General features: G+C 45.4%; 14 protein-coding genes. 11 read left to right on the top strand and 3 right to left on the bottom strand.

Going from position 1 to position 16,591, the window contains the following annotated elements; all coding sequences use genetic code 11:
• The first annotated feature begins 12 nt into the window (after positions 1-12).
• The 5 genes from ribBA to JMA39_RS13815 all read left to right on the top strand — a co-directional run bounded on the left by ribBA (position 13) and on the right by JMA39_RS13815 (position 3,787).
• Positions 13-1,116: a bifunctional 3,4-dihydroxy-2-butanone-4-phosphate synthase/GTP cyclohydrolase II gene (ribBA, locus tag JMA39_RS13835; RefSeq protein WP_202722446.1), complete on the top strand. Its 1,104-nt coding sequence runs from the start codon at positions 13-15 to the stop codon at positions 1,114-1,116.
• Between the two features lie 145 nt (positions 1,117-1,261).
• Positions 1,262-1,738: a 6,7-dimethyl-8-ribityllumazine synthase gene (gene ribH / locus JMA39_RS13830; protein ID WP_202722445.1), complete on the top strand. Its 477-nt coding sequence runs from the start codon at positions 1,262-1,264 to the stop codon at positions 1,736-1,738.
• Between the two features lie 14 nt (positions 1,739-1,752).
• Positions 1,753-2,160, top strand: a complete 408-nt coding sequence (nusB, locus tag JMA39_RS13825) for a transcription antitermination factor NusB (RefSeq protein ID WP_202722444.1) — start codon at positions 1,753-1,755, stop codon at positions 2,158-2,160.
• A gap of 173 nt (positions 2,161-2,333) precedes the next feature.
• On the top strand, positions 2,334-3,293 hold the full coding sequence (thiL, locus tag JMA39_RS13820; RefSeq protein ID WP_202722443.1) for a thiamine-phosphate kinase: 960 nt from the start codon (positions 2,334-2,336) through the stop codon (positions 3,291-3,293).
• Positions 3,293-3,787 carry a phosphatidylglycerophosphatase A family protein gene (locus JMA39_RS13815; protein ID WP_202722442.1) on the top strand — a complete coding sequence of 165 codons (495 nt, stop codon included), beginning with the start codon at positions 3,293-3,295 and terminating at the stop codon, positions 3,785-3,787. The genes thiL and JMA39_RS13815 overlap by 1 nt, the downstream gene beginning before the upstream one ends.
• A 71-nt stretch (positions 3,788-3,858) precedes the next feature.
• Here JMA39_RS13815 and recN read toward each other — a convergent pair whose 3' ends face one another.
• Entirely contained in the window at positions 3,859-5,520 is a 1,662-nt protein-coding gene (gene recN / locus JMA39_RS13810; protein ID WP_202722441.1) for a DNA repair protein RecN, read from the bottom strand.
• 883 nt (positions 5,521-6,403) lie between these two features.
• Between recN and JMA39_RS13805 the strand changes: the two genes are divergently transcribed.
• The 4 genes from JMA39_RS13805 (at position 6,404) to JMA39_RS13790 (ending at position 9,121) form a co-directional block, all read left to right on the top strand.
• Complete coding sequence (locus tag JMA39_RS13805) at positions 6,404-6,805, top strand: hypothetical protein (protein WP_202722440.1); 402 nt, start codon at positions 6,404-6,406, stop codon at positions 6,803-6,805.
• A gap of 36 nt (positions 6,806-6,841) precedes the next feature.
• Positions 6,842-7,207 carry a cupin domain-containing protein gene (locus JMA39_RS13800; RefSeq protein ID WP_202722439.1) on the top strand — a complete coding sequence of 122 codons (366 nt, stop codon included), beginning with the start codon at positions 6,842-6,844 and terminating at the stop codon, positions 7,205-7,207.
• A gap of 116 nt (positions 7,208-7,323) precedes the next feature.
• Positions 7,324-7,725: a hypothetical protein gene (locus tag JMA39_RS13795; protein ID WP_237732831.1), complete on the top strand. Its 402-nt coding sequence runs from the start codon at positions 7,324-7,326 to the stop codon at positions 7,723-7,725.
• 493 nt (positions 7,726-8,218) lie between these two features.
• Positions 8,219-9,121 carry a LysR family transcriptional regulator gene (locus tag JMA39_RS13790; RefSeq protein WP_202722437.1) on the top strand — a complete coding sequence of 301 codons (903 nt, stop codon included), beginning with the start codon at positions 8,219-8,221 and terminating at the stop codon, positions 9,119-9,121.
• Positions 9,122-9,270: 149 nt separating this feature from the next.
• On the opposite strand, the gene JMA39_RS13785 is transcribed toward JMA39_RS13790, so the two are convergent.
• Positions 9,271-9,876 carry a YjaG family protein gene (locus tag JMA39_RS13785; protein ID WP_202722436.1) on the bottom strand — a complete coding sequence of 202 codons (606 nt, stop codon included), beginning with the start codon at positions 9,874-9,876 and terminating at the stop codon, positions 9,271-9,273.
• Position 9,877: 1 nt separating this feature from the next.
• Positions 9,878-12,652: a two-component sensor histidine kinase BarA gene (barA, locus tag JMA39_RS13780; RefSeq protein ID WP_428848600.1), complete on the bottom strand. Its 2,775-nt coding sequence runs from the start codon at positions 12,650-12,652 to the stop codon at positions 9,878-9,880.
• Between the two features lie 115 nt (positions 12,653-12,767).
• Between barA and rlmD the strand changes: the two genes are divergently transcribed.
• Both rlmD and relA read left to right on the top strand, forming a co-directional pair.
• Positions 12,768-14,105, top strand: a complete 1,338-nt coding sequence (gene rlmD, locus JMA39_RS13775) for a 23S rRNA (uracil(1939)-C(5))-methyltransferase RlmD (RefSeq protein WP_202722434.1) — start codon at positions 12,768-12,770, stop codon at positions 14,103-14,105.
• Between the two features lie 216 nt (positions 14,106-14,321).
• Positions 14,322-16,529 (top strand): GTP diphosphokinase, encoded by a 2,208-nt coding sequence (gene relA, locus JMA39_RS13770; protein WP_202722433.1) that lies wholly within the window; start codon positions 14,322-14,324, stop codon positions 16,527-16,529.
• Positions 16,530-16,591: the final 62 nt, after the last annotated feature.

The raw sequence follows: 16,591 nt of genomic DNA, 5'->3' as shown, positions 1-16,591 counted from the left end.
AAAGGTCTGGAAATGGCGTTACATAGTATAGAAGAGATCATCGAAGATATTCGTCAAGGTAAGATGGTGATCTTGATGGATGACGAAGACAGAGAAAATGAAGGCGATCTAATCATGGCTGCCGACATGGTGACGCCTGAAGCGGTAAATTTCATGGCGACATTTGGCCGTGGCCTGATTTGTCAAACCTTGACTAAGGCCCGTTGTCAGCAGCTTAACTTGCCGTTAATGGTAACCAACAACAACGCGCAGTTCTCGACTAACTTTACTGTTTCAATTGAAGCGGCTGAAGGCGTGACAACCGGTATTTCGGCGCAAGATCGCGCCGTAACGGTTAAGGCTGCGGTAGCAAAAGACGCTAAGCCATCGGATATCGTTCAACCAGGACATATCTTCCCCTTGATGGCACAGGAAGGTGGCGTTTTGATCCGCGCAGGTCACACAGAAGCGGGTTGTGATTTAGCCCGTCTTGCAGGTTTCGAGCCTTCATCAGTTATCGTTGAAATCCTTAATGACGATGGCACTATGGCGCGTCGTCCCGATCTTGAAATCTTCGCTGAGAAGCACGGTTTGAAGATGGGCACGATTGCTGACCTTATCGAATACCGTAACACTAAAGAGACAACCGTCGTTCGCGAAGCAAAATGTAAACTGCCAACTCGTTTTGGTGAGTTCGAAATGCTGACTTACCGCGACACTATCGACAACCAACTGCATCACGTATTGGTTAAAGGCGATGTGACTGAAAACAGCTTAGTACGCGTTCACCTACAAAATACCTTCAACGATTTATTACACTCAGAGCGTGATCAGCAGCGTAGCTGGCCGCTAGAGAAGGCGATGAAGCGTATCGGTGAAGAGGGCGGAGTGTTGGTGTTACTGGGTCATCAAGAACACAGCAGCGACATTCTTGCTAAAGTGAAGGCATTTGAAGCCGAAGATAACGGCAGTGCACCGGTTGCCGCGCAGCGTCAGGGGACGTCACGTCAAGTCGGCGTAGGCTCACAAATTTTGGCTGACGTAGGCGTGACTTCAATGCGACTACTTAGCTCACCAAAGCGTTATCACTCGCTTTCAGGCTTTGGCCTTGAAGTAACTGAATATATAGCAGAATAAATACTGGCCTCTGGCTAATAGTCAGTCAGAGGCTTAAATTCACACTTTTCTTATTAATTGCATAGAGATCAGCGCGGAGTGCTGTGGTATCATACCGCCTCTTCCGTCCCTATGCTGGGTAATTAAGCTAATTTAGGTAAGATAAATGAACGTAGTTCAAGGTAATATCGAATCGAAAAACGCCAAAGTTGCGATCGTAGTTTCACGTTTTAACAGCTTTGTTGTTGATAGTTTACTCGATGGCGCGGTAGACACTCTTAAGCGTTTCGGCCAAGTTGCAGATGAAAACATCACTGTAGTCAGAGTCCCGGGCGCTGTTGAACTGCCACTTGCTGCGCGTCGTGTTGCGGCGAGCGGAAAATTTGACGGAATCATCGCACTAGGTGCGGTAATCCGTGGTGGTACACCTCATTTCGATTTTGTAGCAGGTGAATGTAATAAAGGTTTGGCTCAGGTTGCACTTGAGTTCGATATCCCAGTTTCATTCGGCGTATTAACCACAGATACCATTGAACAAGCTATTGAGCGTTCGGGTACTAAAGCGGGTAACAAGGGCGGTGAAGCTGCACTTGGTCTGCTAGAGATGGTTAACGTTCTGCAAGCACTTGAAGAACAGCTGTAATTTAGGACAATTTAATGAAGCCTTCAGAGCGCCGTAAGGCCCGCCGTTTAGCCGTTCAGGCCATCTACTCATGGCAGCTAAGTGGTAACAATATTGCTGATGTTGAGCATGAGTTTCTAACTGAACAAGATGTTGCTGGCGTTGATATCGCTTACTTTCGTGAGCTATTAGGCGGCGTTGCAACAAAGAAGAGTCAATTGGATGAGCTTATTGCTCCATTCGTGACTCGTCCACTCGATGAAGTGGATCCAGTTGAAAAAGCGATTGTACGTATCGCAGCTTATGAACTGACATTCCGTAAGGATGTGCCTTACAAGGTAGCGATCAACGAAGCTATCGAGCTTGCAAAAGCGTTCGGCGCAGAAGATGGACATAAGTTTGTTAACGGCATTCTAGATAAGCTGGTAGCACGCAATAAGTAGTAGAAACGGCATCTTCGGATGCCGTTTTTGTTATATCCGACAGGGAGCTAAGATCAGTCCGCGTATTCTTACTTTGAGCAAACCTTGTGGTTTCCTTTTTCGCTCGAGTGACGGCCTGAACGACACTTATCTCATCTCTCCCTGAATACTTACTCTTATTTGTGATTGGTATTGTGAAAGAATTTCAATTAATCGAAAGCTTCTTTACTGGGCGCGCCCAGTCCCGCAAAGATGTGACTGTTGGTATTGGCGATGATTGTGCGATAGTACAACCCGCCGAAAATAAATCGATTGCCATCTCTTGCGACACCTTAGTGGAAAATGTCCACTTCTTCCCCGATATGCCCGCAGCAGAACTTGGCTATAAATCTTTAGCGGTTAACCTATCCGATCTCGCTTCTATGGGCGCTGAGCCTGCATGGATGACTTTGGCACTAACTCTGCCCGAGGTCGATGAAACTTGGTTGGCCGAATTCAGTAGCGGCCTGTTTGATATTGCCGAGTATTATGGCGTGGCACTTGTGGGCGGCGACACTACCCGCGGCCCGCGCTCAATTACTATCACCATTAATGGTCAGCTACCTAGCGATAAAGGCTTAACTCGTAGCGGCGCTAAAAATGGTGACTGGATCTATGTCACTGGCACCTTAGGCGACTCGGCGTTAGGTTTAGATCTACTGCGCGATAAACAGCAGGCGAGTATTGAAGATAGCGTCTATCTCATTAATCGTCATTATCGACCGACCCCAAGAGTGCTGGCTGGTCAATCGCTTCGAAATATTGCCTCAAGCGCCATCGATATTTCAGATGGCATCATGTCTGATATTCAGCATGTGCTTAAAGCCTCAAATGTCGGTGCGGTGATCAATGTCGATAATCTGCCGTTGTCAGAGCCACTTAAAGCCACGGTCTCGCCAGAGATGGCACTCAGTTATGCACTGACTGGTGGTGAAGATTATGAGCTACTATTTACTGTGCCCGAAGCGCAAAAAGGTATGTTAGAAATTGCCTTGGCCGAATCGGGCGTTAAGTTTACTCAGATAGGTCAGGTATGTACTGGCGGGCAGCTAAAACTGCTTAGTGACAATCAGCCATTTGAGCCGATAAATTTAGGTTTTGAGCACTTTAATTGATGAATTTACTCTCTAAGGATCCAGTGCTTGCAAAGCTATCACTGAAGAATCCTATTCACTTTCTTGCCTTGGGCTTTGGCTCAGGGCTAGTGGCGAAAGCGCCGGGCACCTTTGGTACATTAGCCGCAATCCCTGTTTTTTTGCTGATGGCGCCTCTGAGTCTGCCTTGGTATCTGGCACTGACTTTTATTAGTGTGCTTGCAGGTTTTTATATCTGTGACAAGGCCTCGAAAGACATGGGCGTGCATGACCATGGCGCGATAGTCTGGGATGAAATTGCCGGGTTATTGATCACCATGATAGCAGCCCCAGCGGGTTGGCAATGGTTAGCTATTGGTTTTCTACTGTTTCGTATTTTCGATATCTTAAAACCTTGGCCTATTCGCTGGCTCGATGCCAAGGTCCACGGTGGTTTCGGCATCATGATTGACGATGTCTTAGCTGGTATTTTTGCCATGCTCTGCTTACAGGGTTTAGCCTATTACTTTGCTTAACTGCATCAGTTAGCATCATAAAAAATGCAGAGCTAGGCTCTGCATTTTTGTTTTTAGTAGCAGCTGAACCGTTAGCTGAGCAGCAGTTCCTTAGCATTTGCCAAGGTATTGCTGGTGATGGTATCTCCGCCCAAAAGACGTGCTAACTCCTCGACACGTTGCTCTTTATCCAGCGCCACCATTGAGGTTTCGGTCTGACCCGCTTTACTGCTCTTATTAACGAACATATGTTGATGGCCGTTACCCGCTACTTGCGGCAGGTGCGTCACACAAAACACTTGAGTCGACTCACCAAGGCTACGCAGCATGCGGCCAACAACCGCCGCCGTCGGGCCTGAGATCCCCACGTCCACCTCATCGAAGATCAGCGTCGGTGTCGAGACCTTCTTGGCGGTGATCACTTGAATGCCTAAGCCAATACGGGATAATTCACCACCTGATGCAACCTTAGCTATTGGTTGCAGAGGTTGGCCTGGGTTAGTTGAGACTAAGAACTCTATATTGTCACAGCCAGTAGGGGTGATAACCGACTCGTTGAAGTTAACCGCAATAGTGAATTTACCCTTAGGCATATTCAGCTCATGGATAGATTGAGTGACTTGCTTATCGAGCTCTTTAGCATAACGACCGCGGCTTTGGCTGAGCTTTTTAGCATGCTGCAGGTAAGCCTCTCGATTAGCGTTTAACTGCTCACGAATATCATCTAACTTGTCATCATCTGAGCCTAGGTCTTCAAGTTCCTCCAGCAAACTCTGGTGATGAGTATAGAGCTCATTTGGCATCACTTGATGCTTACGAGCAAGCTGCATTGTCTTAGACAGGCGCTGCTCTAGGTGTGCAAAATATTCAGGATCTAGCTCTAAACCATCTAAATAACGCTCAATTTCGCTGCTGCTCTCTTGCACTTGGATCAGGGCATCATTGAGCATGGCAAGTACACTACCAAGCTCAGGATCGTAACTTTCGAGATCCTGCCCCTGACTGATAGAGGTGTTAAGCAGTGACTCGACGCTACCCTCATCATTGTCTTGTAAAATATGTAGCTGATTACGGCACAATTCAATTAATGCAGTACTGTTAGCTAACTTCTTATGCTCGGTCTCAATTGACTCAAATTCACCTTCATTGATAGCGAATTCATTGAGTTCTTCCACTTGATATTGCAGCAGTTGTTTACGGGCTAAGCGTTCCTGCTGCGACATCTCAAGCAGGTGCAGTTTTTTTTCTGTGGTTTTACACCTGTGATAGCTGGCTGCAACGCTGTCGAGTAACATCTTATGGTTAGCATAGCTATCTAATAGGGTAAGTTGATGCTCACTTTTTAGCATAGCGTGGTGAGCATGTTGACCATGAATACCAATAAGCAGCTGCCCAAGGGACTTTATCTGCGCCAACGGCACAGGGTTGCCATTGATGTAAGCACGTGAGCGGCCGTCGCTGCTTATTGTGCGGCGCAGGATACACTCATCCTCGAGCTCAAGGTCGTTATCTTCAAGCCAGCGTTTTGCCGCTGGGGTATCATCTAATAAAAAGCGGGCACTTACTTCGGCCTTAGTGGCACCAGGTCTAATGGTATTGGCGTCGGCTCGGTTACCTAAACATAGGCCGAGGGCATCGATAGCGATCGATTTACCCGCTCCGGTTTCACCAGTAATACTGGTCATGCCGGCTTTAAAGTCGAGCTCTAAGAAACGCACAATAGCAAAGTTGTTGATGCTGAGTTGGCAAAGCATAGTGATGTCCTTTATCAAAACACTGTATTGATGAACAGTATATACTGTTTATCTATACAGTAAATACCTGGTTGATAAATCCGTTGAGGTGAATCACGTTTTCATTCTGGTTTTCGCTCTGGTTTAAGTCTGTTTTATATTAGTCTTGTATTAGTTTTCAGATGGATTCTATGGGTTATTCAAAACAGATCTTTGTTACCTTTTTATGAGTGTAGGAATAAAAGCATCCCTTTTCAAAATCTTAAAAAAGGAGAGGTTAGCCTAGCTTTCGAATGAAGGCTGGTTACATTTATTTTTTAATGCGTGTTATCAATTAGCCAGTTTGAACTTGTCGTTTCATTGTTATTAATCGCTTCCTGCGGGTGCTGGACAGGATGTCCGAATGTCGTGTTCACATGGTCAATGATGTTCCCTACATCATAATGACATTTCCCATGGACAGACGTCATAGAGCAGCCATGTTTTAGACGGTTTCAGCCGTATCTACACTGGATAACGGGTGCCTGCATTCAGGGAATAGTGGTTTGATGTCTAACTAAAAATACTTCGATACTTGTTAGCTAGAGAGGTTAGCTCACTAGCGGATAGCCAATAACCCGTGAATATAGAGGACTGAATTGGGTGTTTTATGCTCGATAAACGTCTACTTTTTTGATAACTTATTTAATTTATGAGCCTAGTAAAAGGTTGTAGAGACCTCTACATCAAGGTGCTCAAGTTTGTCGATTCGATATTAAAGAAATTAGTCTGAACCTTTTAGTCTTGTCAATATTAAACAGTCGGTTGGCTTGGTATGGTTGCTGCTAAGTTTAATTTGAATCGGAACATTATTGAGCTGCTATAAAATAAGCTGTTATACCCCATAAATGGAGTGCGATTAACAATGGAAGTTAGTGAGCAATACAGCCAAGAAGCAAGAATGCAATTGGACTTCTATTCCTTTATGGCTGTTGCAATATGGGGGGGCTTTGGGGTTGCTATTACTTCAGCTGTAGCAATGCAATTAGTTGTCACTACTGCAGCAACCTCAACAGAGGTTGAGTCATCAATGTTTTTGTTCTCCTCTGCAGTGTATGGCTTTTTAGGATTCCTTTTTTCGCTTTTGGGCTCAGCTGGCATATACCCCTTATACAAGTTTTGGTGTGACAAAAAGAGAGGGCTGCGTGTAACGGGACGCTTTGCCTTTATCAACCGGGGGGATAATAAGCCTCTAAATTCAGATTCACCAAGGCTGTCATGCCATTTGCTGTGCAAATCGCCCGCCAGCACATGGTTCACTTATTAAAGGGGCGTTAGCAGTACATGAATATATGGAGTCAAAATGAAGTTTGATGCTATAAATTTTAAAGATAAGTTTTCGAAATTTACTGAACACTGGTCTCCGCGTGTTGTTGCAGAAATGAATGACTATCAATTTAAATTAGTAAAAGTTGAAGGCGAATTTGTTTGGCATGATCATCCTGATACCGATGAAGTCTTCATCGTTTTGGAAGGTATCCTTAATATAGAATTTCGTGATGGTCTCGTTACTCTAAATTCGGGAGAAATGTTTGTAATCCCTAAAGGTGTAGAACATAAACCTGTTGCTAACAGTGAATGTAAAATCATGATTGTTGAACCTAAAGGTGTTGTTAATACAGGTGATTCAGAGAGTGAGCTAACAGCCAAAAATGATGTTTGGGTGTAAAGTACAGCTAGCAAGAATTTAAAGCTGCTTAGCAAACTATTATCAGCCCCTTAAATGGGCGTTAATTGCGAAAGGGGTTCAGTGTGCTTTATAAAAATACACAACTAGGGTCTACAATGCTAACAATTATGGGCTTAGTATCTGGACTATTGATATTTGCCTCATATAGTAAACCTGAGGAATCCATTTGGTTTGCATTTATAATTGTTGGGGTCATAGGTCTTCTTTTCTCATCTTTGACGATAAAAATTGATGGGTCAAAAATCTATTGGTTTTTTGGTCCGAAGTTTTGGCAAAAGTCGTTAGAGCTATCAGAGATAGCATCGGTAAGAAAAATAAAGACTAAATGGTATTACGGATTTGGTATTCGTTTAATTTCAACTGGTTGGTTGTACAACGTTTCTGGTTTAACAGCCATCGAACTAAAGCTTAAAGATGGAACAACTTTGAGTTTAGGCACTAATGATCCTGATAATTTAATTAATGCAATTGACAAATCACAGCTAACAAGTGACTAATTTTAGATACATCAAAGCCGTCATGCTGATTGAAGAGCAATTCGCTCACCTACTTTGGTCGCTTATTAGCTAGGCGTTACCACACATCTAGGCGCCATATTTTTCCTAATCTAAAACTCATGAGCCAGAGTTAAGTCCTAATTGTTAGACAAAGTCTAACTCTATGTTTAATGGGTTATCGGCGTTTATCCCTAAACCGTTTCTGCGTAATGTTGTCTGGTGACGTTATCGCAGCGGCTAATTATCTCTCTGACTTGAGTGGCACCTTGGGCCCAGACGTAGCAAAGCGACTGGCTGGAGCGAGATATTATTTTCTCCTATACTCGCTCAGCTTAAAGCCTTGCTGAATAGCTATAGGGTAAATCCCGATAACATTGCGCTAGAACACGATGTCATTTATGTTTTGGTATAATATTGTGGCGAGTATGAGAGCTAGGCCGAATCTGAGCCCTAGTTCAGATAAGTTTTATCTTAAGTTGCAGGGTTTATCTTCATGAGTACCAACTTTGGTTTGGAATTACAGCTGATCTATCAATTTGTGCATCTGGTGAATGCGGGCAGTTTTTCTCAGGCAGCGAAAGAGCTGGATATGCCGATTGCCACTGTGAGCCGTAAGTTGACTAAGTTGGAGACGGTATTAGATAAACAGCTGTTGATGCGTAATACCCGTAAACTGAGGCTGACTGAAGAGGGGATAGCGTTATTTCAGCAATATCAGTCGATTATCTCTCAGTTTGATAGCATTAGCGGCGTCAGCGTGGATAAGCCTGAAGGCACGCTGCGCATCGCCGCGCCAGTGTCGATTATCTCGATGATTTTTATCAAGACCCTCAATGAGTTCTGCGAACAGTATCCGGATATTCAGCTGCATATTGCGCAAAACAATAACGTTATCGACTTGATCGATGAAGGAGTTGATGTGGCTATTGTTGGTGGCACTCAACCCGATTCCTCCTGGATCTCAAGCTCTTTGGGCGTACTCAATTATGGTCTGTTCGCCTCACCTCGTTATATCGACAATGCCCCTGAGTTGACTCATCCTAGTGAGCTGCCTAGTCACTCATTGATCAAGGTTTGGCCTCTGTATAACTGGTCGCTTAAACACCCTTCTGGTGAGTCATTTTACTACGATGGTAAGGCCAAGCTGACCTTAAGTGACTTGCATGGTGCGGTTGAGGCGACTGTGGATGATGGGGGGATTCTCTACGGCCCAGAGCTATTTGTTAAGCAGCAGCTTAAGTCGGGGGCCTTGCAGGTATTATTGCCCGAGTGGATTGGTGAGAAGCGGCGAATTTCAATTCTTTATCATCAGCGTAGTCATCAGCCGCTGAAGGTAAAGCTGTTTATTGAGTTTATGCAGTCAAAGGCGCAGAGCCTGTTTTCGATGCAGAGTTGAGCTGATACAGAGTTGAGCTGATACAGAGTTGAGTAAAGACTGAGTATTATGCGGGTTGTTATTACTTATCGCAGTGCTTGATTTGAGCTTGATGGGCGCCTAACGAAGTATTGCTCCGTTACGCGCTCATAGCTGCGAGGTGCTCAGTACTAGCTTGTGGCTTCGATACCGATATTAGACACACCAATCTCAACGATTTCTTTACGTAAACCTTTGATAAAGTCGGCCTTCATCGAAGGGTTTTCTTCGATAATCTGTAAAAGAGACTCTTGCATCTCTTTCTCTTCTAGCATCACTTCGTGGCCAAAGATATAGTCATCGAGCGCGTCTTCGTTTTTGAACTCTTGTTCACAAGTTGCTTCGATATAATTGGCAACAGTTGATGAAGATAGCTTACTGATGTTGGTGATATCTTCTTCTACTTTGCTCTGTAGCGCACTGATCAGTGAGGTTAATGCTACTGCTGCATCCATCGCAGGATACACGCCGTAAACATCAAAATCGCTAGGATCTGGCGTATTGTCTTCTAGGCGCTCGAGGTAGATATCTATGTTCAACTTGAGCTTGTTGTCGTACATCGATTGCCAAAGCAGATTTAGCAAGGTATCGAGTACTTTTGGATCGCCAAATTCGCACACTTCAGAAAAAAGCTGATAGTTAGGCAGCATGCGTTGGCATAGGGCAACCGCAAAAAGCTTTTTCTGGGGTAACTCTAATGCTTTTAGGCGTTTAAAAAATCCCTGTTTGTTTGTCATCTTATATATCCACTGATAGCTGGGAGATCACTTGATTAGCGGCAGATTCTACCTTAGTTAGTTCATCAAGTAACTCAAGTATTTCCGGTTCGACATCTTCTACTGGCACGCCACGCTTTAACCCTGACTCTATTTCTTGGCAAAGTGCGAGAGTGGTCGGCACCCCGCAGTAGCAGCAGGCGCCGTGAAGCTTATGGATGCAGGCAAGCATCTTGTCATTATCTGCGCTGGCAAGCGCTGCCTCAATATGCTCAACAGTCTCAGGCAGAGACTTCAATAGCATCTTTAGCATGTCTAGTGCTAAGTCTGGCTTGTTATTGGCCTGGGTCAAACAAAGTTCCCAATTAAGTGTGCGCAGATCAAAATGGGTAAACTTAGGTTTAGTCTTCCAGCGAGTGATCACACCTTTAAGAGCGGCTTCATCGATAGGCTTTGGCAGGTATCCGTCCATGCCACTGGAGGAGATCCGCTCTCTCTCTTCGGCGATAGCGTGTGCGGTGACGGCGATTATCGGCGTGTTACGGTTTGCTGAGTTGGATCGGATCTGTTTGGTTGCTGTGATGCCGTCGGTCCCCGGCATCTGAATGTCCATAAAGATTAAGTCGTAGCTGCGCTCTTTTGCCAGTTTGACGGCAAGCTCGCCGTTATCGGCCAGCTGCACATGGGTGATGAGCTCTTTTAGTAAGGTATCGATAAGTTTAAGGTTTGCCGGGTTATCGTCTACGGCTAAAACACTGAGGTTTTCCAGTTTAGCAGGAGGAACTACCGATGTTGGAGCTGCAAGGGTTTCACTCATGATATTTGAGTGAGGAGTAAGTAATGAGCTGGCGAGCTTCTTTTCACCGATAGGCATAGAGATCTGCTTATCGATATAGGGGCGCAACTGGGAGTAGAACGCTTCTTGTTCGGGGCAATCAGAGATTAGCAATAAGTTATCTATTTTCTTCTTAGCCAAACTGAGTACGGCTGCAGGATCATTAGATGCGGTGATGGCGCGGCAGCTGATTAGCGCAAAGTCAAAAATATGCTGAGATTGAGTAGTAATAAACTCAAGTTGCTTGGTTGATTTAACTAGGGTGACCTTCAAGCCCCAGCGCTGCAACATGCGCTCGATGGCATGTTGAGACAGGGTGTTTGGCTCAAATAATAGAATAGTCTTACCCTCAAGCGACATCAGTGGCACTGTGTTGTTGATTGGGTATTGACTGATATTGAGTGGCAGAGAGAACCAAAAAGTTGAACCGACATCGGGTTCAGAGTAACAACCTATTTGCCCGCCCATGCGATTGACCAGGCGCTTGGTGATGACCAACCCAAGTCCTGTGCCACCAAAGCGGCGAGAAATAGAGGAGTCCGCTTGGCCAAATGCTTGGAATAGTGAAGCTTGCTGCTGGGCATCGATCCCTATCCCCGTGTCGATGATTTCACAGCGCAGGTGGACCTTGTCATCAATAATTTTCTCGAGTTGAAACTTTAATTGAACGCTGCCTTTGTCAGTGAACTTTATCGCATTGCCGACTAAGTTGGTAATGATCTGATTAAAGCGCATCGCATCGCCGGTAAGCTCCTCAGGGATCCCAGAGTCAACATCAATCACCAGCTCCAGCTCTTTCTCTCTTGCACTGCTCGATAACATGGTAACCGTCTCTTCCACTGTTTCACGTAGTGAGAAGGGGATATTTTCGAGTACCATCTTACCCGCTTCGAGTTTGGAGAAGTCGAGAATGTCGTTAATGATACCCAGTAGGTTGGTAGCGCTTCGCTCGATGGTGCGAATATAGTCTTGCTGACTTGAGTGCAGCGGGGTCTTTAGTAGCTGCTTTGCAAACCCGATTACGCCGTTGAGTGGCGTTCTAAGCTCGTGTGACATGTTGGCGAGGAACTCGGATTTAATACGGCTGGCCTCTTGGGCACGCTTCTTTGCCATATCTAGCTCAACGTTTTGTATTTCAATCTGCTCCAACGTCTCACGTAGGTCTGAGGTGGCTTGATCGATGTTCTGCTGCATCTCGTCATGATATTCCGACAGCGAACCGGCCATCGCATTGATGCCTCGTCTAAGTAGGTCCAGCTCGCCAATAAGGTTACCGTTTAAGCGAGTATCGAGTTTACCCTCACGAATTTTGGCGACAACCCGCACCATCTCGGTAATAGGTTGGGTCACGTTTTTAAGTAAACGGAAGGTAAAGAAGAGGTTTAGCTGTACGCCAATCATCACAATAATAAAGGCGATAACCCCAGCCCTATGCTGCTGTAGTAGCGCACTTTCTTTGTTGATGAGTATGGCGATATAGCCGATTTTTTTGGCATCAGACCTGGTGGCTGGCGTGTTGTCTTCTAAACCTTTTACCGGTGCATCACTGCTCTTATAGATTGGACTACGTAAAATCATGCTATCGCCGATCTGTTCGAGCTCGGTGCGCAGCATAGAATCGAGGGGCTTATCGTAACGCATCATCTCATGATTCTTATAATGATGTGAGGTGACAACAACTCGATTACTGGCATCGAAGATGGCAATAAATTCTACCAGTGAGGCTTTGTTTAATTGTGCAGAAGTGATCAGTCGTTTGCTGGTTTCGAAATCTTTGGTCTCAAGGCCCACTTCGGCGGCAATGGCGAGGGGCTCAATGATATTACTCGCTTGGTCTACGAGAGTTTCTTCAAGTTCATAGAATCTATTTATGGTAAAATAACTACCCAATAGAAAACCCACTAAGATTGTTGGGGCTAACGCCAATACCAGAACCCACGAGCGAAGGCTGTATTTGGTCATATCGTTGGCATCATTCATTCTTTGTATGGGTTACCATTAAATATAGTGTTTGTAATCGATAGACTGCCAGATATTGACCTGTGTTGGCCAGTTTTTTATCTATTTTGAGAGTAAAATGGCACAATTTTTTAAAGCAAAACCAAATAGATCTAAGCAATTATCGTCAAAGTTATCGCTGAAGGTGACGCAACTGGATCACCTAGGTGCAGGCATCGCCCATCACGACGGTAAGATTGTTTTCATCAATGGCGCGCTGCCTGATGAAACGGTATCGGTGCAGCTAACGGAGCAGAAGAAGAAGTTTGCCCGGGGAAAGTTGCTGAAAATAGAGAAACGCTCAGCGCAGCGGGTTTCACCTCTTTGCCCACATTTTGACAAATGTGGTGGTTGTGATCTGCAGCATCTAGATATTGACGCTCAGCGTAAACATAAAGCCAATACCTTGGTCGATTTGGTGGGTAAGTTTGCTCAGGCTCAGGCGGGTGAAGTGTGTGACACCCTAAGCGGTAACGCTTGGCATTATCGCCGCCGCGCTCGCTTAGCAACATGGTTTGATAAAAATACTAAGCATATTAGCTTGGGCTTTAGGGCGAGCAGTAGCAGTGACGTGATAGAGATCCAGTCTTGCGCCGTATTAGCCGAGCCGTTATCGGCATTAATTCCAGACTTGGCCTTTATGCTTAATCAATTAAGCGGTAAAAAAGCCCTAGGTCACGTTGAGTTGACTCAGGCCGATAACGGTAACTTTGTGGTGCTGCGTGTGACTAAGGCGTTATCGGATAAAGATAAGGCTAGGTTAGTTGAGTTTGCGAATAAGCATCAGGTTATCTTGCTGTTGCAAGATGATGATGCTCAGTGCGAGCACCTAAATGGAGCGGGTGAGCAGCCTTATTATGGTTTTGATGATAACCAAGTCAAACTTAACTTCTCGCCGGGTAACTTTATTCAAGTTAACGGTCAGGTTAACCAAGCCATGGTGAGTCAAGCGGTTGAGTGGCTATCACCAAAGGCGGGCGAGCGAGTGTTAGATCTTTTCTGTGGGATCGGTAATTTTAGTTTGCCGCTTGCAAAAGATGGTGCCGAGGTGATTGGTGTTGAAGGTGTGCAGGCTATGGTTGAGCAGGCAAGAGTTAATGCCAAGCAGAGTGGCTTAGATAAAGTCTCATTTTATCATGCAGATCTAAGCGCAGATCTCTCAAAAGAGCCTTGGTTAGGTAAAGTCGATAAGATGCTAATCGATCCGGCTCGAGCGGGCGCCTATGAGAGCATGCAATCTCTGAAGAAACTAAAGCCGAAAGCCTTAGTCTATGTTTCTTGTAATCCAGCGAGCCTAGCCCGTGATAGTGAAGTGATATTAAAGCAGGGTTATCAGCTTAAAAAGATCGGATTAGTGGATATGTTTCCACAAACCCATCACTTGGAGTCGATGGCACTGTTTGAGTTAAAAAATTAAACAAAAAGACACAAATAGATACATTTAGTGAAACCTTTTGCTTAAATATAACTCATACAATTCAAAGTCTGGCGCTATAGCTGTTTTTAGTCGCAATTGTCTGCTTTTGCGCATTGACAATAACGGCTGAATCGCGAATATAGAGCGTATAAATTTAAACGGTAGAGTTAAACTTTTGTTAATCTCTGTCTGGGGTATGTAAAGGAATCAAATTCAATGGTATCTGTTCGTGAAGCACATTTTAGCGACCCTGACTTTCAAATCGATGAATGGGTGCAACGTTATATAAGTGATGCTTCGGAAGCTCAAATTCTGTTGGCCTTAATCGAGCGGGTCGAACTGCTCGTGGGGCAAAAGAAAGAAGCGAACGTTACCGTATTAAAACGTGCGCGCGAGATGATTGAGATCCTTGCGCCGCTGAATATGGATATTGAAACCTTACAGGCTGCAATCTTGTTTGTGGTGTTTGACGCAGGTCTTATCACTCAAGAAGATATCGAAGAGGAGTTTGGCGCCAAGCTGGCCGTCTTGGTGTCGAGTGTTGAGACCATGAATGCCATCGGTGCGCTTAAGGTCGATAATCAGACTCGCAGCGGTGAACCACAGATCGATAATATTCGTAAGATGTTATTGGCCATGGTTGAAGATGTGCGTGCGGTGGTGATTAAACTTGCTGAGCGCATCTGTCTATTACGAGAGATTAAGAATGCCGATGAGGAGGTTAAAGTCCTTATCGCCCGCGAGATTGCCGATATCTATGCGCCCTTAGCTAACCGCCTTGGTATTGGTCAGCTTAAGTGGGAGCTAGAGGATATCTCATTTCGCTACCTGCATCCGCAAACCTATAAAGATATCGCTAAGCAGCTCGATGGTAAGCGTCTCGATAGAGAGACCTTTATTGATGATTTCGTTAGCCAGCTGCAGGCGCGTCTAGATCAAGACCAGATCCGCGCGAAGGTTTATGGTCGACCTAAGCATATCTACAGTATCTGGAAGAAGATGAAGGGTAAGCAGCTTAAGTTTGATGAGCTGTTTGACGTCCGTGCGGTACGTATCGTGACTGACCGTCTACAAGACTGTTATGGCGCCCTAGGTGTAGTGCATACCCTCTGGCACCATATTCCACGTGAGTTCGATGACTATGTGGCTAACCCTAAACCAAATGGTTACCAGTCTATTCATACCGTGGTGGTTGGGCCGGAAGGTAAAACCGTCGAGATCCAAATTCGTACTGAGCAGATGCATGAAGATGCCGAGCTTGGTGTGGCTGCTCACTGGAAGTATAAAGAGGGCAGTGCCAGCGGTAAACAAAGCGGCTACGAAGATAAGATCAACTGGCTACGTAAAATTCTACAGTGGCAGGAAGATGTGGCCGAAAGTGGCAACTTGGTCGATGAGGTGCGTAGTCAGGTCTTTGAGGACCGAGTCTATGTATTCACCCCAAGTGGTGAAGTGGTTGATTTGCCATTGGGGTCAACCGTACTCGATTTTGCTTATTATATTCACTCCCATGTTGGGCATAAGTGTATCGGTGCCAAGGTCGATGGCCGCATCGTGCAGTTTACCTATCAGGTCGAGACGGGCCAGCGCATAGAGATTATCACCTCTAAGCATCCGAACCCCAAGCGTGATTGGCTAAACCCAAACTTGGGTTATATTCAGACATCACGCGCTCGCTCGAAGATCCAACACTGGTTTAAGCAGCAAGATAGAGATAAGAATATTGTTGCTGGTCGAGAGATGCTTGAAGCCGAACTGTCTCGAATCAACCTTCATATAAAAGACGCGCAATCTGCGGTAGAGCGGTTCAACTTGGTGAGTATGGACGATCTACTTGCCGGTATTGGTGGCGGAGATGTACGCCTCAATCAGGTCGTGAACCATGTGCAAAGTCGCCTGCGTACCAAAGAACTCACCGATGAAGAGGCGGTTGAAGATTTAGTTAAGAAGAGCCAGAGCAAGTCGATTAAGAAAGGCAAGGGCCAAGTCGAGGTTAACGGTGTTGGTAACCTAATGAGCCATATTGCCAAATGCTGTCAGCCTGTACCCGGTGATGAGATCTTCGGCTTTATTACTAAGGGACGCGGGATCTCGGTTCACAGAGCCGACTGCGATCAAGTCAAAGAGCTGATACGCGCCGCGCCAGAGCGCTCGGTCGATGTGGTCTGGGGCGAGAACTATTCCGGTGGTTATAAGATCCGTTTGAGTATTTTAGCCAATGACTGTTCGGGTTTACTGCGGGATTTAACCTCGGTATTAGCCGCAGAGAAGACCCATGTGATGGCGATGAGTTCGACCTCAGATGTTAAAACACAAACGGCGACCATCGAGCTGGAGCTTGAACTATATAATCTAGATGGCCTATCGAAAGTGTTATCGAAAATAAACCAGGTAGATGGCGTGATCCAAGCACGCAGGCTATAACTGGATACAGATTGATAAAACGGCAACTTAAGGTTGCCGTTTTTATTTGCGGCTCTGATAAG

This window comes from Shewanella schlegeliana, assembly GCF_016765635.1.
GTDB lineage: Bacteria > Pseudomonadota > Gammaproteobacteria > Enterobacterales > Shewanellaceae > Shewanella > Shewanella schlegeliana.
This window is presented reverse-complemented; position numbering and strand designations above follow the sequence as displayed.

Excerpts from the sequence above, each read along its gene's own strand:
- nusB (WP_202722444.1), top strand. The coding sequence starts at position 1,753 with ATGAAGCCTTCAGAGCGCCGTAAGGCCCGCCGTTTAGCCGTTCAGGCC.
- relA (WP_202722433.1), top strand. The coding sequence starts at position 14,322 with ATGGTATCTGTTCGTGAAGCACATTTTAGCGACCCTGACTTTCAAATC.
- JMA39_RS13800 (WP_202722439.1), top strand. The coding sequence starts at position 6,842 with ATGAAGTTTGATGCTATAAATTTTAAAGATAAGTTTTCGAAATTTACT.
- ribH (WP_202722445.1), top strand. The coding sequence starts at position 1,262 with ATGAACGTAGTTCAAGGTAATATCGAATCGAAAAACGCCAAAGTTGCG.
- JMA39_RS13815 (WP_202722442.1), top strand. The coding sequence starts at position 3,293 with ATGAATTTACTCTCTAAGGATCCAGTGCTTGCAAAGCTATCACTGAAG.
- JMA39_RS13805 (WP_202722440.1), top strand. The coding sequence starts at position 6,404 with ATGGAAGTTAGTGAGCAATACAGCCAAGAAGCAAGAATGCAATTGGAC.
- JMA39_RS13790 (WP_202722437.1), top strand. The coding sequence starts at position 8,219 with ATGAGTACCAACTTTGGTTTGGAATTACAGCTGATCTATCAATTTGTG.
- JMA39_RS13785 (WP_202722436.1), bottom strand. The coding sequence starts at position 9,876 with ATGACAAACAAACAGGGATTTTTTAAACGCCTAAAAGCATTAGAGTTA.
- ribBA (WP_202722446.1), top strand. The coding sequence starts at position 13 with ATGGCGTTACATAGTATAGAAGAGATCATCGAAGATATTCGTCAAGGT.
- recN (WP_202722441.1), bottom strand. The coding sequence starts at position 5,520 with ATGCTTTGCCAACTCAGCATCAACAACTTTGCTATTGTGCGTTTCTTA.
- JMA39_RS13795 (WP_237732831.1), top strand. The coding sequence starts at position 7,324 with ATGCTAACAATTATGGGCTTAGTATCTGGACTATTGATATTTGCCTCA.
- barA (WP_428848600.1), bottom strand. The coding sequence starts at position 12,652 with ATGACCAAATACAGCCTTCGCTCGTGGGTTCTGGTATTGGCGTTAGCC.
- rlmD (WP_202722434.1), top strand. The coding sequence starts at position 12,768 with ATGGCACAATTTTTTAAAGCAAAACCAAATAGATCTAAGCAATTATCG.